The sequence below is a fragment of the Actinoplanes sp. NPDC051346 genome (genome assembly GCF_040682215.1).
Classification (GTDB): Bacteria; Actinomycetota; Actinomycetes; order Mycobacteriales; family Micromonosporaceae; genus Actinoplanes.
The window spans coordinates 23,525-44,759 of record NZ_JBFBAJ010000004.1 but is presented as its reverse complement, the minus strand read 5'-3'; the positions used below and the strand labels follow the sequence as shown (position 1 = coordinate 44,759).

General features: G+C 73.1%; 17 protein-coding genes and 1 riboswitch. Of the genes, 8 read left to right on the top strand and 9 right to left on the bottom strand.

The features are described from left to right. Positions 1 to 35: 35 nt before the first annotated feature. Positions 36 to 980 (top strand): DUF3500 domain-containing protein, encoded by a 945-nt coding sequence (locus AB0M36_RS11495; protein WP_364155494.1) that lies wholly within the window; start codon positions 36 to 38, stop codon positions 978 to 980. Here the strand turns inward: AB0M36_RS11495 and secA2 are convergent. Beyond that, positions 977 to 3,271 carry an accessory Sec system translocase SecA2 gene (gene secA2, locus AB0M36_RS11490; RefSeq protein ID WP_364155493.1) on the bottom strand — a complete coding sequence of 765 codons (2,295 nt, stop codon included), beginning with the start codon at positions 3,269 to 3,271 and terminating at the stop codon, positions 977 to 979. The genes AB0M36_RS11495 and secA2 overlap by 4 nt on opposite strands. Positions 3,272 to 3,422: 151 nt before the next feature. Here secA2 and AB0M36_RS11485 point away from each other — a divergent pair, with 151 nt between their 5' ends. The 4 genes from AB0M36_RS11485 to AB0M36_RS11470 are packed head-to-tail and all read left to right on the top strand — an operon-like array spanning position 3,423 to position 7,833. Then, positions 3,423 to 4,160: an ATP-binding protein gene (locus AB0M36_RS11485; protein ID WP_364155491.1), complete on the top strand. Its 738-nt coding sequence runs from the start codon at positions 3,423 to 3,425 to the stop codon at positions 4,158 to 4,160. Next, positions 4,157 to 5,176: a chemotaxis protein CheB gene (locus AB0M36_RS11480; protein WP_364155489.1), complete on the top strand. Its 1,020-nt coding sequence runs from the start codon at positions 4,157 to 4,159 to the stop codon at positions 5,174 to 5,176. The genes AB0M36_RS11485 and AB0M36_RS11480 overlap by 4 nt, the downstream gene beginning before the upstream one ends. A gap of 33 nt (positions 5,177 to 5,209) precedes the next feature. Next, positions 5,210 to 7,048, top strand: a complete 1,839-nt coding sequence (locus AB0M36_RS11475; RefSeq protein ID WP_364155488.1) for a CheR family methyltransferase — start codon at positions 5,210 to 5,212, stop codon at positions 7,046 to 7,048. Positions 7,049 to 7,107: 59 nt separating this feature from the next. Next, positions 7,108 to 7,833 (top strand): STAS domain-containing protein, encoded by a 726-nt coding sequence (locus AB0M36_RS11470; RefSeq protein WP_364155486.1) that lies wholly within the window; start codon positions 7,108 to 7,110, stop codon positions 7,831 to 7,833. Between the two features lie 7 nt (positions 7,834 to 7,840). On the opposite strand, the gene AB0M36_RS11465 is transcribed toward AB0M36_RS11470, so the two are convergent. Further along, positions 7,841 to 8,977, bottom strand: coding sequence for a SigB/SigF/SigG family RNA polymerase sigma factor (locus AB0M36_RS11465; RefSeq protein ID WP_364155484.1), 1,137 nt, complete (start codon positions 8,975 to 8,977; stop codon positions 7,841 to 7,843). A 249-nt stretch (positions 8,978 to 9,226) separates the two neighbouring features. Continuing rightward, on the bottom strand, positions 9,227 to 12,232 hold the full coding sequence (locus tag AB0M36_RS11460) for a hypothetical protein (RefSeq protein ID WP_364155482.1): 3,006 nt from the start codon (positions 12,230 to 12,232) through the stop codon (positions 9,227 to 9,229). 195 nt (positions 12,233 to 12,427) lie between these two features. On the opposite strand from AB0M36_RS11460, the gene AB0M36_RS11455 reads away from it, so the two are divergent. Then, complete coding sequence (locus tag AB0M36_RS11455; RefSeq protein ID WP_364155481.1) at positions 12,428 to 12,679, top strand: CDGSH iron-sulfur domain-containing protein; 252 nt, start codon at positions 12,428 to 12,430, stop codon at positions 12,677 to 12,679. Positions 12,680 to 12,704: 25 nt separating this feature from the next. Here the strand turns inward: AB0M36_RS11455 and AB0M36_RS11450 are convergent, their stop codons facing one another. Continuing rightward, complete coding sequence (locus AB0M36_RS11450; RefSeq protein ID WP_364155479.1) at positions 12,705 to 13,658, bottom strand: iron-containing redox enzyme family protein; 954 nt, start codon at positions 13,656 to 13,658, stop codon at positions 12,705 to 12,707. Between the two features lie 167 nt (positions 13,659 to 13,825). On the opposite strand from AB0M36_RS11450, the gene AB0M36_RS11445 reads away from it, so the two are divergent. Beyond that, positions 13,826 to 14,368 (top strand): hypothetical protein, encoded by a 543-nt coding sequence (locus AB0M36_RS11445; protein WP_364155477.1) that lies wholly within the window; start codon positions 13,826 to 13,828, stop codon positions 14,366 to 14,368. Positions 14,369 to 14,404: 36 nt separating this feature from the next. On the opposite strand, the gene AB0M36_RS11440 is transcribed toward AB0M36_RS11445, so the two are convergent. Then, positions 14,405 to 14,758: a DUF3817 domain-containing protein gene (locus tag AB0M36_RS11440; RefSeq protein ID WP_364155475.1), complete on the bottom strand. Its 354-nt coding sequence runs from the start codon at positions 14,756 to 14,758 to the stop codon at positions 14,405 to 14,407. Between the two features lie 94 nt (positions 14,759 to 14,852). Here AB0M36_RS11440 and AB0M36_RS11435 point away from each other — a divergent pair, with 94 nt between their 5' ends. Then, complete coding sequence (locus AB0M36_RS11435) at positions 14,853 to 16,328, top strand: glutamate--cysteine ligase (RefSeq protein WP_364155474.1); 1,476 nt, start codon at positions 14,853 to 14,855, stop codon at positions 16,326 to 16,328. Between the two features lie 8 nt (positions 16,329 to 16,336). Here AB0M36_RS11435 and AB0M36_RS11430 read toward each other — a convergent pair whose 3' ends face one another. The 4 genes from AB0M36_RS11430 to AB0M36_RS11415 are packed head-to-tail and all read right to left on the bottom strand — an operon-like array spanning position 16,337 to position 20,827. Continuing rightward, on the bottom strand, positions 16,337 to 16,705 hold the full coding sequence (locus AB0M36_RS11430; RefSeq protein ID WP_364155473.1) for a cobalamin biosynthesis protein: 369 nt from the start codon (positions 16,703 to 16,705) through the stop codon (positions 16,337 to 16,339). Positions 16,706 to 16,716: 11 nt separating this feature from the next. Beyond that, entirely contained in the window at positions 16,717 to 18,081 is a 1,365-nt protein-coding gene (locus AB0M36_RS11425) for a cobyrinate a,c-diamide synthase (RefSeq protein WP_364156601.1), read from the bottom strand. Beyond that, a complete protein-coding gene (gene cobO / locus AB0M36_RS11420) occupies positions 18,078 to 18,680 on the bottom strand; it encodes a cob(I)yrinic acid a,c-diamide adenosyltransferase (RefSeq protein ID WP_364155472.1) in 603 nt (200 codons plus the stop codon). Before cobO ends, AB0M36_RS11425 begins: the two co-directional genes overlap by 4 nt. Beyond that, entirely contained in the window at positions 18,680 to 20,827 is a 2,148-nt protein-coding gene (locus tag AB0M36_RS11415; RefSeq protein WP_364155470.1) for a VWA domain-containing protein, read from the bottom strand. The genes cobO and AB0M36_RS11415 overlap by 1 nt, the downstream gene beginning before the upstream one ends. Before the next feature lie 54 nt (positions 20,828 to 20,881). Continuing rightward, positions 20,882 to 20,960, bottom strand: a riboswitch (cobalamin riboswitch). Positions 20,961 to 21,235 lie beyond the last annotated feature (275 nt).

The window sequence follows — 21,235 nt, the reverse complement described above, 5'->3', positions numbered from 1 at the left end:
GGCTGCGGCCACCGTTTAGTTATGTGGAGCGTGACATGGCCCTTGCCACAGACATGGCCGAAGCGGCCGCCGCCCTGCTGCGGGCCCGCCCCGAGGCGAGCGTGGCGTTCGACGATCCCGACCGCAGGTGGATCGAGTACCGGCCGGAGCCACGGCCCGGGCTGTCCCTCGCCGACCTCGCACCCGGGCCCCGAAAGGACGTGCACCGGCTGCTCGCCACCGGCCTGAGCCCCGCCGCGTTCGCCCAGGCCATGGCGGTCCTAGCGCTCGAGGAGGTGCTGGACCGGCGGGAGGGCGGCCGGCGCGGCCGGCATAGTGCGGACTACCGGGTGATCGTCTTCGGCACGCCCGGGGACGACGAGTGGGCGTGGCGCTTCGAGGGCCATCACCTGTCGGTCAGCATGACCGTGGCCCGCGGCCGGGTCTCGCCGGCACCGGTGTTCCTCGGCGCGAATCCCGCCCGGGTGGACGCGCTGGGGCGACCCGTGCTGCGGCCGCTGGGCGTCGAGGAGGACCTCGGGCGTGAGCTGCTGCTCTCGCTGTCGACGGGGGCGCGCCGTGTTGCGGTTGTGGCCGACGTGGCGCCGTACGATATCAGGACGGCGACCCGGCCTCGGAGCGCGACGATCGCACCGCCCGGGATCGCCCGGGCGGACCTGCGGCCCGGTGAGCGTGCGCTGCTCGACCAGCTGGTGGCCGTCTATCTCGGCCGGCTGCCCGACGAGCTGGCGGCGGCGCTCGACCCGGCCGGCGGTGAGGTGCACTTCGCGTGGGAGGGTCCGCCGCAGCCGGGCACGCGGCACTACTACCGGGTCCAGGCCGACGATCTCGTGATCGAGTTCGACAACACCAGCGACGACGGAAACCACGCGCACACGGTGCTCCGGCGCCCGCGCGGCGAGTTCGGCGGCGACATCCTCGCCGCTCACCGCGCGGGTCCGTCCCATGCCGGCGGCCAAGCGCCGCCGGCCATCGGTTAGGCGTCGCCTCCGGAGGTGAGGCGGCGGCCGACCGCCGCGATGAGCCGGTCGAGCTCCGAGCCGAACGGGTTGTCGTGCACCAGGTAGGTCCAGGTCGCGCTCGGCCGCACGAGCTCGGCGCGTTCGGGCTGCCAGCCGTCGGTGAGGTCGGTCTCCTCGAACGTCTCGATGGTGCGGCGCTCGATCTCGGTGAAGAGCTTCTGGAAGGCGGGCACCGCCGCCCGGTGGAACTCGTCCAGCGGGTCGAGCTTGCCCAGCGCCCGCAGGTGGACGCCCTCGCGCACCTCGGAGAGCTCGGCCAGGTGCTCGGCCCAGAGGCGGTCCAGGTGGTACAGGGCGATCGAACGGGCCGCCTCGGAGAGCACGTCCTCGTCGGTCTCCTTCGCCTTGTCCGGCGACTTCTCGAGCAGCATGATCGCGGCGACCTCGGAGGTCAGCAGCCGCTCGCGGCGCTCGGCCAGGGCGAGGCGCTGCTGCTCGATCACCACGCTGTAGCGCCAGGTGTTGCGGTGGATCTCGTGGTTGACGCCCTCGGCGACGCGCTGGGAGTGCTCGACGGCGTACTCGACCTGGTCGTCGTGCACGACGCCGTCCATGTCCATCCGTGGCGACGACGGCAGGATGTCGCCGGCGTTGCGGGTGACCAGGTGGTCCTCGAGGCTGACGAAGAACACCGACCCGCCCGGGTCGCCCTGGCGGCCGGCGCGGCCGCGCAGCTGGTCGTCGACGCGGCGGCTGTCGTGCCGGCCGCTGCCGATCACGTAGAGCCCGCCCAGCTCGACGACCTTGTCCCGGTCCTTCTCGTCGCTGCCGCCGAGGCGGATGTCGACGCCGCGGCCGGCCATCTGCGTGGAGACGGTGACCGCGCCGAGGGCGCCCGCCTCCCTGATGATCGCGGCCTCTTCGTCGTCGTTCTTGGCGTTCAGCACCACCGAGGGGACGCCGGCCGCGGCGAGCTGCTTGGCCAGCAGCTCGGAGGCCTTCACGTCGAGGGTGCCGATGAGCACCGGCCGGCCCTTCTCGTGGGCCAGCTTGATCTCCTCGACCAGCGCCTCGTCGCGCATGTCGTGCGCCGAGTAGATCCGGTCGGGCTCATCCTCACGGATGTTCGGGGTGTTGGACGGGATCACCGCGACCTCGAGCTTGAAGTACTCGCGCAGCTGCTCGCCGACGTGCACCGCGGTCGCCGTCATGCCGCAGACGGTCCGGTAGAGCGCGATGTAGGCCTGCACGGTGATCGTGTCGAGGACCTCGCCCTCGGCGGTCGCGTGCAGGCCCTCCTTCGCCTCCACCGCGGCCTGGAGGCCGTCGGGCCACCGCCGCCGCTGGGCGACCCGGCCGCGCATCTCGTCGATCAGCTCCACCGTGCCGTCGCGCACGATGTAGTCGACGTCGCGGCGCAGCAGGGCCCGAGCGTGCAGGGCCACGTTCACCGCGGAGAGCTGGGCGACGTTCTCGTCGGCGTACAGGTCGAGGCCCATCTTCTCCTCGAGGACCCGCAGTCCGGCGTCGGTGAAGGCGACACTGCGGCCGTCCTCGGCCGCCTCGTAGTGCTTGCCCGCCCGCAGGCCGCGGACCAGCTCGGCGGCGTCGTGCACCGGGTCGCTCTCGCTGGAGATGCTGCCGGCCAGCACCATCGGGACGCGGGCCTCGTCGATGAGGATCGAGTCGGCCTCGTCGACGATGGCGGTGGCGCGGTCGCGCTGCACCCGGTCGTCGACCGACGTGACGAGCTGGTCGCGCAGGTAGTCGAAGCCGGCCTCGCTGACCGAGACGTACGTGACGTCGGCGGCGTACGCCTCCCGGCGCTCCTCGGGCGTCGACGCCTCGGTGACCCAGCCGACGGTCAGCCCGAGCAGCCGGTAGACCGGCTCCATCCACGTGGCGTCGCGGCGGGCCAGGTAGTCGTTGACCGTGAGCACGTGCACCGGACCGTTGCCCATGCGCACGTGGCCGTAGGCGGCGACGGTGGCGGTGAGCGTCTTGCCCTCACCGGTGGCCATCTCGGCGACCTTGCCGGACAGCAGCGCCATCGCGCCCATGAGCTGGACGTCGTAGGGACGCTGTTCCAGGGCGCGCCGCGCGGCCTCGCGGCCGAGCGCGCAGATCTCCTCGTAGCTGTCGGCCTCGCCCGCCGCCGCGGTCAGCGCCTCGTCGTCGAGCTCCCGCAGAGCGTCCTCGCGGGCCTCGATCGTCGGCAACCTGCGCTGGAACGGCGCGAGATCGACCGTGGTGCCCGGACGCTGCAGAAACTTGCGGAACCGGCTCTTCAGCCGCTGAGACACACCCATGGCGCGTTACGGTACTTCACTTTTCCGCGCGCCGGTCGCCGACTCCCGCGCGGGAATGTCGACCTTTCGCCACGGAGCGTTTGCCACGGCCCCCCGGCGGGCACAGGGAGCGAGCGACGTGACGGGTGCGGCGCGACGCGGAAGGGGGCCCATGTCGAGTCAGCTTGTCTGCCGACCTGAGCAGGACCTTCCGGTGGCGGTGCTGCGGGTCAGCGGAGTGCTGGACGCCGTCACCGGCGACGCGTTGGAACGGGCCATGGCCCGCTGCCTGTCCGTTCAGCCGCAGTCACTGCTCGTCGACGTCAGCGCCCTCGAGGTCGCCGAACCCTCCGCCTTGGACGTGCTGAGCTCGATCGTCTGCCGCACCGCCGAGTGGCCCGCCGTGCCGGTCGTGCTGTGCGGGGCGGAGACCGAGACGGCGCAGACCCTGCGCGACTGGCCCGGCTGCCACACCGTGAGCACGGAGGAGAGCTGCGAAAAGGCCCTCGCCGACCAGCGGGACGAGCCGGAACCGCGGCGCATCCGGGTGCGGCTGCGGCCCGTGCCCGACGCCTGCCGCCAGGTCCGCCAGCTCGTGTCCCAGGCCTGCGCGGCGTGGCAGCTCCGGGAGCTCGCCGCGACCGTCAGCCTGGTCGCGACCGAACTGGTGGCCAACGTCGTGCGGCACGCACACACCACGATGGAATTCACGCTCGGGCTGAGCGACGGGCGGGTCTGTCTGACCGTACGCGACGGCAGCCGGCTCCTGCCCCGCCCCAAGGACCCGACTGTCAGCGAGGCTGGCGGGCGCGGGCTGCACCTCGTTCGGGAACTCACCGACGCGTGGGGTGTGCTGCCCGTTTCGGACGGTAAGGTGGTCTGGACGAAGCTGACGACGGGAGCGGCGTGACGACCGAGCACCGCGACGTGGTCGCCGTCGGTGCCTCCGCTGGCGGTGTCGAGGCGTTGCGCGCGCTCGTCGCCGGGCTCCCGGCCGACTATCCCGGTGCGGTTCTCGTGGTCCTGCACGTCCCGCGTGACTCGCCCAGCGCACTGCCGGCCATTCTCACCCGCAGCGGACCTCTGCCCGCGGTGAGCGCGACCGACGGCGACGAGCTGCGTCACGGCCGCGTCTACGTAGCCCCCAACGACCACCACCTGCTGGTCCTGGATGGCAGGATCCGGCTCACCAGGGGGCCGGCGGAGAACGGCCACCGACCCGCCGTGGATCCGCTGTTCCGCTCCGTGGCCCGCGCCTACGCCCAACGCGCCGTTGGCGTCGTCCTCTCCGGATCCCGCGACGACGGCGCCGCCGGCCTGGCCAGCATCGCCGCCCACGGCGGGACGACCGTGGTCCAGGACCCGGACGACGCGCTCTACCCGTGGATGCCCCGAGCGGCGATCGCACACCGGACACCGGACCACATCGCGCCCGCCGCCAAGATCGGCGGCCTTCTCGCCGGGATCACCGCCATGGATCTGCCCGAGCATCGCAGCCGCACGGAGGACCAGCTTCTCGACGCGGAGGTCGCCATCTCCGAGCTGGGATCGTTGACCACCGATGATCTCCATGTCGCGCCGAGCGGTTTCGGCTGCCCCGCCTGCGGCGGCAGCCTGTTCCAGATCGATGACAAGCCGCTGCCGCGCTATCGCTGCCGGATCGGGCACGCCTGGTCACCGGAGAGCCTCCTGGACGAGCAGGCCATCGCCCTCGAGGGAGCGCTATGGATGGCGCTGCGGGCGCTGGAGGAGAAGTCCGCCCTCAGCCGGCGCATGGCGGGTTCGGGGGCCCACCGGCACCCGGTGACCACCGCGCGCTTCCACGACATGGCGCACGACGCGGAGACGGCGGGCAAGACGATCCGGAGGCTGATCCAGCAGCTCGGGTCCACCGCCAGGGCGCCGGACCCGGAACCACCTTCCTGACCTGTGGTTCGGCGCCTGCGATACCGTCTGCTCGTGAACCCGATCGACCCGGAATTCGAGGCCCTGCTGGTCTACCTCAAGGAGGCGCGCGGCTTCGACTTCACCGGTTACAAACGATCCAGCCTGATGCGCCGGGTCAGTCGCCGCATGTCCCAGGTCGAGATGACCGAATATCCGGAGTACCTGGACTATCTGCAGGTCCATCCGGAAGAGTTCACCGCCCTGTTCAACACCATCCTGATCAATGTCACGTCCTTCTTCCGAGACGCGGACGCCTGGGACTTCTTGCGCACCGAGGTGCTCGACCCGCTGGCGACCAAGCCCGTCGACGCGCCGATCCGCGTCTGGTCGGCCGGATGCGCGTCCGGCGAGGAGGCGTACACGCTGGCGATGGCGCTCGCCGAGGCGCTGGGTGTCGACGCGTTCCGGGAGCGGGTGAAGATCTACGCGACCGATGTGGACGAGGAACAGCTCACCGAGGCCCGGCAGGCGACGTACGGCGAGCGCGAGATGCAGGCGGTGCCGCCGGAGTTGGCCGCCAAGTATTTCGAGCCGGCCGGCAACCGCTTCACCTTCCGCAAGGACCTGCGGCGTTCGGTCATCTTCGGCCGCAACGACCTGGTACAGGACGCGCCGATCTCCCGCATAGACCTGCTCACCTGCCGCAACACACTCATGTACTTCAACGCGGAGACCCAGTCGAAGATCCTGTCCCGGTTCCACTTCGCGCTCTCCGAGGGCGGCATGCTCTTCCTCGGCAAGGCCGAGATGCTGCTCAGCCACGGCAGCCTGTTCACGCCCCTAGACCTCAAGCGCCGGGTGTTCCGCCGCGTCCCCCACATCATGCCGATCGCCGGCGCCGTCTTCGCCGAATCGGTCACCCCCCTCGACGGCGGGGTCGTCGGGCTGGACGAGCTGCGCAACGAGGCCTTCGCCGCGAGCCCGGTCGCACAGCTCGGCCTCACGCCCGACGGCCTGGTGGGACTGACCAACCGCCGGCTCGAGAAGCTCTTCGGGGTGTCCTCGCGCGACATCGGGCGGCCCTTCCGCGATCTGGAGCTGTCGTACCGGCCGGTGGAACTGCGGCGCTTCATCGAGCAGGCCCAGGTGGAACGGCGCTCCCTGAGGGTCACCGATGTGGAGCTCGGCCGCAACGGCGATATCACCTTCCTCGAGGTGCAGATCAATCCCCTCTCCGGCAACGACGGCAGCCTGCTCGGCGTCAACCTGATCTTCCATGACGTCACCAGCGCGCGCCGCCTGCAGGACGATCTGGAGCACGCCAACCAGCAGCTGGAGGCCGCTTACGAGGAGCTCCAGTCGACCAACGAGGAGTTGGAGACCACGAACGAGGAGCTTCAGTCGACCGTCGAGGAGCTGGAAACCACCAACGAGGAGCTCCAGTCCACCAACGAGGAACTGGAGACGATGAACGAGGAGCTCCAGTCCACGAACGACGAGCTGCAGAGCATCAACGACCAGCTCCGGATCAGCAGCGCACAGTTGGACGCGGCCAACTCGTTCCTGGAGACGGTGCTGACCAGCCTGCGCGCCGGCGTCGCCGTGATCGACCCGGACCTGCGCATCCGCATGTGGAACCGGCGCGCCGAGGATCTGTGGGGACTGCGTGCCGCCGAGGTGGTCGGGCAGCACTTCCTCAACCTCGACATCGGTCTGCCCTTCGAACTGGTCCGACCCACGCTGCGGGCGGCCCTCGGAAACGGCGGTAGCTCCGGCGAGGTGACCGTCGACGCGGTCAACCGACGCGGGCGCGCGATCGTGGTCCGGGTGGCATGTGCCCCGCTGCGAGGTCTCGATGCCATTGCTGAGACGGAGGGCGCCATCATCGTCATGGAGGCGGACGACGTCTGACGTTTCATCGTCGGCGCCCGGGGTACGCGCTCAATTCACTGGGCGGGAAGGGACCAGCTGTGAGCATCGAGACGCTGGTGCGGGCGGAGGTCGGACGGCTGCTCGTCACGATCGTCGGCCACCTTGAGCTGGCCGACGCCGCCAAGGTGCGCAACCGGCTGATGAAGTGCCTGGCCGAGCAGCCCGAGGCGCTCCTGCTCGACGTATCGGCGCTCGACGTCCGTGAGCCGCTCGCGCTCGCCGTGTTCTCCACGATCGCCCGGCAGGCCGAGCGCTGGCCCGGGATCCCGGTGCTGCTCTGCGCTCCACGTCCCAGCGCCCGTCAAGCACTACGTCTCGCGGCGTTCAGGCGACTGCTCGTATTCGCGTCGCTTGAGGCGGCGCGTGCCAAGCTCGATGACGATCGCCGGGTGCGGCCGAGCCTCAGCGACGAGCTGCTGCCCGTGTGCGGTGCCGCCCGGCAGGCGCGCGATCTCGCCACCGACGCCTGCCTGCGCTGGAACCTGCCGCACCTGATCGCCCCCGCGAGCCTGATCGCCAGCGAGCTGGTCAGCAACGTCGTCGACCACGCGCACACGATGATGACGTTGCGGCTGACCCTGCGCCACCGCTACCTGTACCTTTCCCTCCGCGACGGGTCGCCCGAGCCCCCGCGACCGGCCCCGACCAACCCGGCCTCGGCCGGCGGCCGGGGGCTGATGCTGGTGAAAGCGTGCGCCGCCTCGTGGGACTGGCTGCCCTGCGAGGGCGGAAAGATCGTCTGGGCCGCGCTGCGCACGGCCTGAGCCAGGGTCAGCGTCGGACGTCGGCGTCCATCAGGTTCCGCAGGCCGGAGACGCCCAGAATCCGGGCGACATAGGGCTGGGTGCCGGTCAGAGCCAGATCGACATCCGCGACGGCCGCCGCCGACGAGACCGCGAGCAGCACCGCGACTCCCGCGGCGTCGATCAGGGGCACCCCGCTCAGATCGATCACCAGCCGATCACCGGCGGCCGACGAGACGGCGTGGCCCAGCGAGGTCCGCAGCCGCTCGGCGGTGTCGCGGTCGACCTCGCCGTGCACCCGGACGGTGACCACGCCGCAGGCGCGATCCACCGAGACGCGCATGCCGGCGGCCTCCGCCGGGCCGGCGCCCTCCCAGCGCGGCAGCCCGTCGCTGAGCATCGCCTCCCGCAGCCAGGCCAGCGAGCGGCTGAGCAGCCGGGACACGTGCATCTGCGAAATGCCCAGCTCGGCGGCGATCTCGGCCTGGGTGCGGTTGCCGTAGAACCGCATCGCGAGCATCCGCCGCTCCCGGGCCGGCAGCCGCAGCAGCAGTCCCGCGACGGTGAGCCGGTCGTCGACCAGCTCGAGATCGCTGTCCGCCCCGCCGATCAGGTCACCGAACTCGGCGGTGCCCTCCCCGCCCGCCCGGGCATTCAGCGACGACGGCGAATATCCGGCCGCCGACTCCAGCGCCTCCCGCACGGCCGTCTCGCTCACCCGGAGCCGCACGGCGAGCTCCGCCGAGGTCGGCGTGCGCGACAACTCGGTGGTCATCACCATCGAGGCCTGCCCGACCTCGAGACTCAGATCCTGGATCCGCCGCGGCACGTGCACCCCCCAGGTCCGGTCCCGGAAGTGCCGCTTGATCTCACCGGAGATCGTGATGACCGCGTACGCGGTGAAGGAGCCCCGCTCGGGGTCGTAACGGTCGATGGCCTTGATCAGACCGAGGCGCGCCACCTGCTCGAGGTCCTCCAGCGCCTCGCCGCGACCCCGGTAGCGACGGGCCATCCGACCAGCGAAGGGCAGACAGAGCCGGGTGAGATCGTCGCGCAGGACGGCCCGACCCGCCTTCGAAGCCGTCGACGCGCGCGTCGCATAGTCGATCGCCGCGGCGTCCAGATCCTCGAGGACCCGAGCCGAAGCGCCCTCCTGCGTGGGCATACCGCATCCCCCTCGACCGGCACGGAGGAGCCCGTGCGCCGAAACGCCATACGCCGCACCGGAACACCTCGCGCTACGGCGTACCGGGGCGGGCGGCTGACGCGAAGCCCGCCTCTGCCGAGGCTGGTGCCCCAGCGCCACGGAACCGAAACACATCGACCGCGATGGTGACGTTCAGTGTACGACCCACTACCGATTCAGCCGCCCGCTTGTCATGCGGAGGCGACAACGTGTCGCGCCGCCGGGTGACTACGACTGCGGGCGCCTGGGCAGTCCGCTCGGGGTCTCCTCCCCACCGGTCGCCGGCGGCCACGGCGCCGCGGGGCGCTCGCCCTCCGTGGTGGGCTTCTGCCCGGTCAGGCCCGAGGGCGCACCCTGCCCGGCCGGCCCCGCCGGTGCCGCCTGCCCGGTCAGGCCGGACGCCGACCCGCCGGCGTCGTCCTCCGAGCCGTTGACGGGGCGGTTGAGCTGGCCCATCTCCGGAGGCTCGAGCGGCGGGCGGTTCGGGCGCGGAGCCGCCTGCGGCCGGGTGAGGCCGGATGACATCCCGGACGGGGCTCCCGGGCCGGGCGTCTCGCGCGCGAGGCCCGGTGCGGTCTGGCCGGGTGCGGTCAGGCCGGGTGCGGTCAGGCCCGGCGCGGTCAGGCCTGAAGGTGTCTGGCCTGACGCTGTTAGGCCCGGGGCGGTCTGGCCCGGGGCGGTCTGGCCCGGGGCCGGACGGTTCAGCCCGGCCGGCGAATTGCCGCTCGGTGAGGGGCGCTGGAAGGCGGACGACAGGTCGAAGCCGGAACCCGAGCGGTCCGGGTCGGTCGGCGGCGGGGTCGCGGGCTGCGCGGGGGTGGCCTGCGTCGAAGCGGCCGGTGCGGAAGCGGGCTGTCCGAGTCCGGGAGCGGGTGGCTGTGAAAGGCCTGACGGCACGGTGCCGGGTTGGGCCGGGCCGCCCAGCGGGGCCGGGGTCGGTGACGCCGGCTCGGCGCCGGGCTCGCCGATCGGTCGGTTGAGCTGACCGAGCCGAGGCGGTTCGAGCGGCGGGCGGGCCGAACGAGCGGCCGGATCGGCGTTGCGGAACGCACTGTCCGCATTCGAGGGCGCCGGCGTCCCGGGTGCTTCCGCCGGCGGGGCGGCCGGTGGCTTGAGGCCCGACGGAGCCGGGCCGGCCGCGGGAGACGGCGCCGCGGGTTCGGCCGCGCCCAGGCCCGAGGTCGATGCGGACCCGGCCAAACCAGACGGCGCCGCCCCGGCCAAACCGGACGGTGTCGCCCCAGCCAAGCCCGACGGTGTCGCCCCAGCCAAGCCCGACGGTGTCGCCCCGGCCCGACCGGAGGAGGCGGCGGTTCCCGCCAAATCGGACGGTGCGGGACCGGCCAGGCCGGAGGTTGCGGATAGGCCGGAAGCCGAGCCAGTCCCGGTCAGATCGGCGGCAGCGGCCAGGCCGGACGCCGGGTCGGTTCTGGGCAGGATGGAGGTCGCGTCGGCGCCAGCCGTGCCGGAGGCCGGTTCGACGGCGGGCGGACTCGCGCTGGATGCCGCCGGCGGCCTCGCTGGGACGGCGGGCCGGTGGGGCGGAGCGGGCTCTTCCGGCGGCCGGGCCGACGGGGTGAAGCGGGGTGCGTCCAGGGGACGGTTCTGCCGGGCGAACAGTGGTGGGCCGAGCAGAAGCGGGTCCACGTCAGACCCCGGTGCGGACAGGGCGGCCGGCGATTGTGCCGGTGGGGGCAGTTGCCCCGGACCGGGCGACGGCCGTGCACCGGGCACGGTCGCCTGCGCCCCGACTGGCAACGGCGGTTGAGCCGGGCCGGGGTGTGCGGTTCCCTGCTGCGCACCGGGCGGGATCGCGGCGCCGGGCTGCGAGGCGGGAGGCATCGGGGCACCGGGCTGCGCTCCGGGAGGCGTCGGAGCACCCTGCCGGGCCGGAGCGGGATAGCCGGGGCCGGGCTGCACCCCGGGCGGCAACGGCGGCTGGGCCGGTCCAGGACGCGCACCACCCGAAGGCGCGGCAGGAGGCACCGGAGCGCCAGGCTGCGCCCCCGGAGCATACTGCCGGGCCGGAGCGGAATAACCAGGACCAGGCTGCACCCCAGGCGGCAACGGCGGGTGAGCCGGGCCAGGACGCGCGGCGGGCGGGACCGAAGCGCCCGGCTGGCCGCCGGGCGGATTCGAAGCGCCCGGCTGGCCGCCGGGCGGGACCGGAGCGCCCGGCTGCGGCGAGGCGGGCTGAGGGGTGGCCCATGGCGGGGCCGAGTCGGCGGGGGCACCCGGACCAGTGGCCGGCGGGAGACCGGAGGAGTTGGGCCGGAGGCCGGAGGGCGCCCCGGCCGGCGACGACGAACCGGACGGGTGCGCCGCGGGCGGCTGCGGCGTCGGCTGCGGCGTCGACCGCCAGGACGGTGCGGGCTCGGTGCGTGGTTCTCCGATCGGCCCTTGGGCCGGCGGCGAGGACATCGGCGCCGAGAAGGAAAGGCCGGTGGGCTCCGGCTCGGCCGGGGCGGGATCGCGGGGGAACGTGGGCGGCGTGAGCAGGTCCGGCGAGGTCCGCGGGCCAGAACCGGTCAGCGGATCCGAAGCGCTCCGCGAGCCAGAACCGGTCAGCGGATCGGGAGCGCTCCGCGGGCCGGATCCGGTCAGCGGATCGGGAGTGGTCCAGGATCTGGGCTCGGTCAAGGGATCCGAGGCGCTTCGCGGGCCGGGTGTGGTCAACGGGTCGGGAGCGGTCAGCGGGTCCGATGCCGGCGGGTAGGAGGCGCGCTCGAACTCCGGCGGGGTCAGCGGCGGCGGGGAGGCGTAGGCCGGGGTCGGCAGCGACTCGGACGGGGGCGGGAACGACGGCGAGCCGCCGGCCGGGACCTCGGCCGCCGGGAAGCTGGGCGCCGACGCGTACGGGGAGAACGACGACGTCGAGGCGGGCGACGGCGAGGTCGGCGTGGCGGTGGGCAGCGGGGGCAGGTCGACGTGAGCCGCGGGCGGCATCGCGACCGTGGCCTGCTGGGTCGCCGTCGCCGGGGGCAGGCCGAGGGGGGACGCGCCGAGGCCGCCGCGGGCCGCCGCGATGAGGCCGGAGCTTTCCGCCAGGCCCGCCGCGGCGACGACCTCGGCGGCGGCGCGGCCGGCGGTGCACGGTAGGGCCTCGCCGCAGACCGGGCAGATGGTGATGCCGTCGTGCGGGCCCAGGCCGCCCGCGTGCGCCTGGACCATCTCCCAGGCCGTGCGTGCGAGCACGCTGTCCGGATTAACGTACTTCATGCCGACCAAGGCCATGGCGTTCCACCCCCGTAGCTCGCCTGCGACAGGCGTTCACGCTCAAGTTCACCGTGAACGACGCGGCTCCGGGTCGCTTTCGCCCAATCGGTAGACGGACGGGTGGCCTCCGCGATCGCGGGACGGAAGAGCCGGCGGCGGCCATGGTGGCTCGGGGTCGGTTTCCCGCTCCGGTGTTGGGGGCATCGCTGCGCCATGACTGTGACGCCCGAGACGACCGAGGAGCACGGTGCGGTCGTCGTTCCTTACGAGGACGGTCCCCTGCTGGTGCGGGGCACCTTCACCCTGCGGACTCCGGACGGGCGGGTCATCGACCCGGGCCGCGACACGGTGGCGCTCTGCCGGTGCGGAAGATCGGCGATCAAACCCTTCTGCGACGGTACGCACAAAGCGATCGGCTTCCGAGCCGGGACCGGCCGCGACGAACCCTCCCCCCGCGACCGTTAGCGGGGGGACGCTCCCGGAGAGGTGCTCACGTCCGCAGCGACGACTCCCCCGCCTCCCAGCGGGACAGGACGTACTCGGCCCAGCGGTCTTCGAGCGTGAGCACGCAGCGGGCGCCGAAGAGCACGTCGGCGGCCAGTTCGGGTTCGGCCTCACTGAAGGATCCGCACATGTCGAACGCCGCGATCTGCTCGTGCACCGCGTCCGCCTCGACGTGTTCGTCGTAGAACCGGGTCGCGCTCGCGTCGCCGCCGAGGCGGCGCAGGCCGTTGCCGTACGCGCGGTTCGGGCCGGTCGAGGTCATCTCGTACGCGGCCAGGTGCCCGAGCAGCGCCCCACGCCACCTGCGGTGCAGCCCGAACAGGGACATGAGGTTGTTGTTCGCCAGCGTCTGCCAGGGCACCACGTTCACGTATGCCCCGTAGGTGGTGTCGAGGCCGAGCCCGGTCAGCGTCTCCTTGAACATCTCCTGGTGCATGCGGCGGACGGCGCCTCCGCCGTACTCGTCGATCTGGATCTCGATGAGGGCGGCCTTGGGCGCGCCGGCGAGCCGGGGGATCGCGAAGGTGTGCGGGTCGGCCTCGCGCAGGTGGTAGACGGACCGGTGGGTGGCGAACTCGCGGAACTGCTCGTAGGTGGCCCGGCCGCGGATGTAGCCGGACAGCGACGGTCCGCCGGTCTCGCTGGTCATGGCGAGCAGGGCGTGTGGCACGTCGGCGTGGTGCTCGGGTACCGGCAGGCGTCGCAGCTCGGCCTCGAATTCGGCTTCGAGGCGGGCCCGCAGCGCGAGCAGGTCGGGATGCCATTCCCAGGTGTCGTCGACGCCGTCCCAGCCACGGTAGTGCAGCTCGTAGAGGATGAAGAGGCTCAGGTGCAGGTCGTCGTCCGAGCCGGGGTCGCCGACGGTCAACCCGTGCGGCGCGGTGGCGAGGGTGGAAATGACGGCGTCTGACACGGGGCCTCTGGGCGAGGGAAGCTTCATGCGCCACTTCCTGATCGAGCGGGTACGGACCGCTGGGATTCCCGGTTCGCACCCCGCCAAACGATCAGCTCGCCGGCGAGGTGGGTGAAACGTGAGACACAGTTCACTCACCGTGGTCTTGCGGTCGCGCTCCGTACCATGAAAGGCATCTCCAGGAGGTGCTCCCCATGGATGACTCCGACCTGTTCCGCGAGCGGATCCTCCGGCACGCCGGCCCCGTCATCACCGGACGGTTCCTCGGCTACCGCGCCTCGTACACCCGCGAGGTCCGGATCGGGCAGCCGCTTCTGATCGTGGTGTTCCTGACGGCGTCCGTCGCCCGAGCGCTCGGCTCGCTGCTGCTGGCCGCCGTGCGCGGCGGTGGCCGCGCCGCGGCCCGGCGCACGTTCAAGGACCTCAAGAAGGGTCCCGAATACCTCGTGACCCCGCTACGGCTGCGCGACGACCTGGGCCAGACCTACGAGGTGGAGATGCACGGCCAGCTCCCCCAGTCGGCGCTGCACCGCGGCGACCTCGTGCAGGTGCGCACGGCGGAGCAGAAGGACCGCGATCTGCCGGTACGGCTGCGCCAGGTGATCAACCTGGAGACGCTTCAGCCGTACACCCCGCGGATCCCCACGATGTGGTCACACCTGGGCCCGGGACTGCTGATCCAGGCCGTGCTCGGCCTGACTGTCACCACCGCCGTGGCCGCCGCCTGGTTCGCCTGAGACGCCGACGCCGCCGGGACGGCGTGATAACAGCGATCAGTGTCGATGCGGGGTGACTTTCTGTAAAGTACCGGTGACGGGCTCCGCCTCGGCCGTCCGGACCAGACCCTTCGCGCGCGCCCAGCGCTCGAAGACGACGGTGGCGAACGGGGGCACGGAGCTCGCCAGCGCCACCAGCGTCACCCACCAGCGCCAGCCGCCGGCCCGGGCCTGCACCACCGTCACGCCGAGATACGCCACGAACAGGGCCCCGTGGATCGGACCGGCGATCTTCACCCCGATGCTGTCGTGCACCACCACGTACTTGAAGAACATTCCGGTGAGCAGCAGCGCCCAGCTCACCGCCTCGGCGATTGCGACGGTCGCGAAGAGGGCAGGTATTCGGCGCACGCGCGAACCTCCTGGGGGACGGGTCGGCGCGTGCCGTGCGCCGAGGGGCGAACTGGCCGATCATAGATGTGGGCTCCCGGAAGGGTGGTACGCGGTGGGCGAAGAGGTCGAGCGTCGGGATTTCTCCCGCGAGGACCGGACCAGATACCGGCACAAGATCCGCCGCAGTCTCGACGTGTTCGCCTCGATGCTGCGCGAGTCGCGATTCGAGTTCGAGCGGCCGCTGACCGGCATGGAGATCGAGCTCAACCTGGTCGACGACAACGCCGATCCGGCGATGCGCAACGCCGAGGTCCTCGCCGCGCTCGCCGACCCCGACTTCCAGACGGAGCTCGGCCAGTTCAACATCGAGATCAACGTGGCGCCGCGGCGGCTGGCCGGCGACGAGAACGCCGACCTCGAGCGGGAACTGCGGGCCAGCCTGAACAACGCCGAGGAGCACGCCCGCGCCACCGGGTCGCACATGGTGATGATCGGCATCCTGCCGACGTTGCGCCGCGAGCACCTGACCGGCGACTCGCTGTCGGCCAACCCCCGCTACGCGCTGCTCAACGAGCAGATCTTCGCCGCCCGCGGCGAGGACCTCGACATCCGCATCGACGGCATCGACCGGCTCGCCGTCACCACGGACTCCATCGCGCCCGAGGCCGCGTGCACGAGCACCCAGTTCCACCTGCAGGTGAGCCCGTCCCAGTTCGCCGCGTACTGGAACGCGGCCCAGGTGATCGCGGGGGTGCAGGTGGCCCTCGGCGCGAACTCGCCCCTGCTGTTCGGGCGGGAGCTGTGGCGCGAGACCCGCATCCCGCTGTTCGAGCAGGCGACCGACACCCGCTCGGAGGAGATCCGCGCCCAGGGCGTACGCCCCCGCGTGTGGTTCGGCGAGCGCTGGATCACCTCGGTCTTCGACCTGTTCGAGGAGAACGTCCGCTACTTCCCGGCGCTGCTGCCGATCTGCGACGACGAGGACCCCGAGCAGGTTCTGGAGAGCGGCGACATCCCCCAGCTCAGCGAGCTTCGGCTGCACAACGGCACGGTCTACCGCTGGAACCGCCCGATCTACGCGGTCGTGAAGGACCGGCCGCACCTGCGCGTGGAGAACCGGGTGCTGCCCGCCGGCCCGACCGTCGTCGACACGGTCGCCAACGGCGCCTTCTACTACGGCCTCGTACGGATGCTGGCCGAGGCGGACCGTCCGGTCTGGACCCAGATGTCGTTCAGCGCGGCGGAGGAGAACTTCCACTCGTGCGCCCGGCACGGCATCGCCGCGTCGGTCTTCTGGCCCGGGCTCGGCTACGTGCCGGTGTCGGAACTGGTGCTGCGCCGGCTGCTGCCGCTGGCCCACGAGGGCCTGGAGAAGTGGGGGGTGTCGGCCTCGGAGCGCGACCGGCTGCTGGGCATCATCGAGCAGCGCTGCCTCACCGGCCGCAACGGCGCCACCTGGCAGGTGGAGACGCTGCACGCGCTGGAGGGCGACGGCCTCGACCGCCAGGGCGCCCTGCACGAGATGCTGCGCCGCTACCTGCCGCCGATGCACGAGAACGTGCCGGTGCACGAATGGCCGCTGCCCTGACGGACCCGTCAGGCGGGCGGACGCCGCGCGATCGCGACGGTGACGTGCCCCAGGACCCGTTTGGGCAGCACGAGAACCGCGTCGGGACCGGCTGCCGCCAGTGCGGCCGCCTCGGCGACGCTGGGCACGCCGGCGAGCGTGGCGACCCGGGCCGACGGGTGGGGCACCACGACGTCCGCGAGCAGTTCCGGTGGAAACAGCAGCAACGGCCAGCCGCGACGCGCGGCCACGGGTTGGAGCACCGGAGCCCGGCTGTCGAGGGTGGCGAGCGCTACGACCTCGGTCGAGCTAAACCCGACGAGCGCCAGCGCCGTGTCGATCGCCTCGTCCACCGCCGTCGCGGACACCCCGGAGCGCACTCCGACACCGAGCGTCAACGGCCCCGAGGTCACGCCGGGGCGGGGACGGCCGCGGCGGCCGTCACCAGCCGATGCGCGAGCGCCTTGTCGGCGGCCCAGTGCAGGTGCAGGTAGGAGGCGTGCAGGGCGGGGGTCGCGAAGCCCTCCGGGTCCGCGTCCCGCCAGGCCCACGCCGCTCCCCCGGCCGGCTCCAGCAGCAGGCCCGAGCGTGGATGGACGGTGGTGCGGTGGAACTCGTGCCCGGTGATCCGCGCGCCTTCCGGCAGCAGCGGACTGTCCGCCAGCGCCACCGCGTCGCGGTAGCCCAGGGTCAGGGTCGGCGTCATCGCGGCGTCCGCGTCCAGGACCCCGCACATCGGGGCGCCGTCCAGGCTCCGGCAGAGCCACAGCAGGCCCGCGCATTCGGCGACGATCGGTCGGCCCGCCGCCGCGAGCGCGGCCACGTCGCGGCGCAGCGGCTCGTTGGCGGAGAGCTCCGCGGCGTACACCTCGGGAAAGCCCCCGCCGACGACCAGCGCGCGGGTGCCCGCCGGCAGGGCCTCGTCGCGCAGCGGGTCCACCACCACGACCTCGGCGCCCGCGCCCGCGAGCAGTTCGGCCGTCTCGGCGTACGCGAAGGTGAATGCCGGACCGCCGGCGAGCGCGACCACCGGACGGCCCGGCACCGGCGCCTCGGCCGTGGGGCTCCAGGCGGTGGCGCTCAGCGGCGGCGCCGAACGGGCGAGCGCGAGCACCGCCTCCAGGTCCACTGAGGACTCCACCAGGGAGGCCAGGGCCTCCACCGACGCGAGCGCTTCGGCGCGGCGTTCGGCGGCGGGCACCAGCCCGAGGTGCCGCGAGGGCGCCTCGACGGCGGCGGCCCGGCGCATGGCACCCAGGACGGGCGTGCCGACCTCCTCGCAGGCCTCGCGCAGCAGTGCCTCGTGGCGGTCCGAGCCGACCTGGTTGAGGATCACGCCGCCGAGCCGCACGGTGCCGAAGCTGCGGAAGCCGTGCACCAGCGCGGCGACCGACCGGCCCTGCGCGGCGGCGTTGACGACCAGCACGACGGGAGCGTCGAGCAGACCCGCCACGTGCGCGGTGGACCCGGTGTCGCCGGCGCCGGTGCGCCCGTCGTAGAGCCCCATGACGCCCTCGACCACGGCGATGTCCGTGCCCGCCGAGCCGTGCGCGAACAGCGGCCCGATCCGGCTCTCGCCGACCATGACCGGGTCGAGGTTGCGTCCGGGCCGCCCGGCGGCGAGCGCGTGGTAGCCCGGATCGATGTAGTCCGGCCCCACCTTGAAGGGCGCCACCGACAAACCCCTTCTCGCGTACGCGGCCAGCAGGCCGGTCGCGACCGTGGTCTTGCCGGTGCCGGAGGCCGGCGCGGCGATGACGATCCGGGGGATCACCACTCGATGCCCCGCTGGCCCTTGCGGCCCGCGTCCATCGGGTGCTTCACCTTGGTCATCTCGGTGACCAGATCCGCGGCCGCAAGCAGATCCGGGTGGGCGTCGCGGCCGGTGATCACGACGTGCTGGGTGCCGGGGCGCTCCCGCAGGGTGGCGACGACGTCCGCGACGTCGACCCAGCCCCACTTCATCGGATAGGTGAACTCGTCGAGCACATAGAAGGTGTGCGTCTCGGCGGCGAGGTCACGCTTGATCTGGGCCCAGCCCTCGGCCGCCTCGGCGGCGTGGTCGCGCTCGGTGCCGGCCCGCTGGATCCAGGACCAGCCCTCGCCCATCTTGTGCCAGGCGACCGGCGCGCCGCCGCTCACCTCGCCCAGGGCCTTGAGCGCGGCCTCCTCGCCGACCCGCCACTTCTCGCTCTTGACGAACTGGAAGACGCCGATCGGCCAGCCGGCGCTCCACGCCCGCAACGCCATCCCGAACGCGGCGGTGGACTTGCCCTTGCCGTGTCCGGTGTGGACGGCCAAGACGGCCTGGCGGCGGCGCTGGCGGGTGGTGAGCCCGTCGTCGGGAACCGTGGTGACCTGTCCCTGCGGCATCAGGCGGCGCTCCTTGTAGGTCCGCTCGCGGCCAGGGCCTCGAGCGGCATGACGTCGGCGTTGAGGGCGGCGGCCAGGCGGCGGGCCAGGCCTAGGCGTACGGGTCCGGACTCGCAGTCGACCACGACGGTCGCGACGCCGGCGAGCACCGGCGCGAGCAGGGCGGGATCGCCGCCGCTGGTCGCACGCCCGTCGGTGACCACGATCAGCAGCGGCCGGCGACGCGGGTCGCGACGGCGTTCGGTGGCGATGGTGGCGGCGGCCGTCCGCAGCCCGGCCGCCAGCGGGGTGCGACCGCCGGTCCGCAGGCTCGCCAGGCGCAGCACCCCGACCTCGTGGCTGGAGGTGGGCGGCAGGACCTGCTCGGCCCCGGAACCCCGGAAGGTGATCATGCCGATCCGGTCGCGCCGGTGGTAGGCGTCGCGCAGCAGCGACAGCACCGCGGTCTTGACCACGGTCATCCGCTTGCGCGCCGCCATGGAGCCGGAGGCGTCCACGACGAACAGCACCAGGTTTGCCTCGCGTCCGACGTGCACGGACTCGCGCAGGTCGCACGGCTGGACGCCGAGGCGCCGCACGGACACCGCCGCTTCCCGGACGCCGCCGGGCACCGCCGTCGGGCCGAAGCCACCACGGTGCAGCGCGGCCCGCAGGGTCGCCGGGAGGTGCGGGGCTCCGCTGAGCTTGCCGTGCGGCACGCGCGACCCGATCACGCGGCCCCGGCGGGCGAAGGCGGGCGAGCGGCGGCCGGCGTGGCCGCCCTCGCCGCGGGCACCGATCCGCAGCGTCCGCGGCCGATAGGCCGCTCCGGCCGGCGCCACGCTGCCGGCCGAAGGCGCCTGGCCCGGCTCGCCGTCCTCGGCGCGTTCGTCGTTGGCGCGGTTGTCGTTGGCGCGGTTGTCGTTCCTGGTGGGCTGATCCTCGCGTGGCGGGCCGCCGGGCCCGTCCGGACCGCTACCACCGTCGGGGCCCGGGCCGTCGGGGCCGCTGTTATCGGGGCCGCTGTCGTCCGGGCCGCTGTCGTCCGGGCCGCTGTCGTCCGGGCCGCTGTCGTCCGGGCCGCTGTCGTCCGGGCCGCTGTCGTCGGGGCCGTCGCCGTCCGGCTCCGGTGGGGGCGGGTCGCCGGGGTCGTCGTCCGCGCCGGACTGTTCGAGGGCATCCTCGAGGCGCTGCTCGTCGGTGCCGGGCGGGTCGAGCGGGTCCTTGCGGCGGCGATGCGGCAGCGCGAGCCGGGCGGCGTCGCGGACGTCGCCGGCCGTGACCCGGTCCCGGCCGTGCCACGCCGCCAGGGCGACCGCGCACCGGGCCACCACGATGTCGGCCCGCATGCCGTCGACCCCGTAGGCCAGACACACCCGGGCGATGCGGTCCAGCTCGGCGTCCGGCAATTCCACCGACGGTACGGCGGCGCGCGCCACCACGATCCGAGCCGCGAGGGCGATCTCGTCGGCGGCGAAGCGAGCGGCGAAGCCCGCCGGATCGGCCTCATAGGCGAGGCGCCGCCGGACCACCTCCGCCCGCTGCGTCGCGTCCCGGGGCGCGGCCACGGTGACAACCAGGCCGAACCGGTCGACGAGCTGCGGCCGGGGCTCGCCCTCCTCGGGGTTCATGGTGCCGACCAGCAGGAACCGCGAGGCGTGCTTGACGGACACGCCGTCGCGCTCGACGTGCGCGCGGCCCATCGCCGCCGCGTCGAGCAGCAGGTCCACCAGGTGGTCGGGCAGCAGGTTGACCTCGTCGACGTAGAGCGCGCCGCGGTGCGCCGTGGCGAGCAGGCCCGGCTCGTAGGCCTTGACTCCGTCGGCCAGTGCGCGCTGGATGTCGAGGGTGCCCACCACCCGGTCCTCGGTGGCGCCGACGGGCAGCTCGACCAGGGTGGCCGGCCGGTGCCCGCGCGGCGCGCCCGCCTCGTGCGGCCCGTCCGGGCAGCCGGGGTCGGGCGCGGCCGGATCGCAGGCGAAGCGGCAGCCACGCACGACGTCGACCTCGGGCAACAGCGCGGCGAGAGCCCGCACGACGGTGCTCTTGGCGGTGCCCTTCTCGCCGCGGACGAGCACCCCGCCGACGGCCGGTGACACCGCCGTGAGCAGCAGGGCGAGGCGCAAGTCGTCGAGGCCGACGACGGCGGAGAACGGGTACGGCGTCACGCCACGGTCCTTTCCGCGGGTGTCCACGCCCGCGTGTGAAGGGTAGAGCGGCCGGAGTCTCCTGACTCCCGGGCACCCCCACGGGGACCCGGTCACAGTGGCGGGACCGTCCCGGACTCGCACCGGGTTCCTCCGCGACCGCTCGCCGGTCACTCTGTCGCACCGCCGCCCACCGCGTCAACGCGAGCCGTCGTGGCCATGCTCACGCCACACTTACGAGTCCGCCCCGCCGGCCTACGCCCGCGCCCGCGAGTCCCCTCCCGCAGCCTTACCCGCGGCCCCTTCCCGCAGCCCTTACCCGCGGCCCCTTCCCGCGGCCCCTTCCCGCGGCCCCTTCCCGCGGCCCCTTCCCGCGGCCCCTTCCCGCGGCCCCTTCCCGCGGCCCCTTCCCGCGGCCCCTTCCCGCGG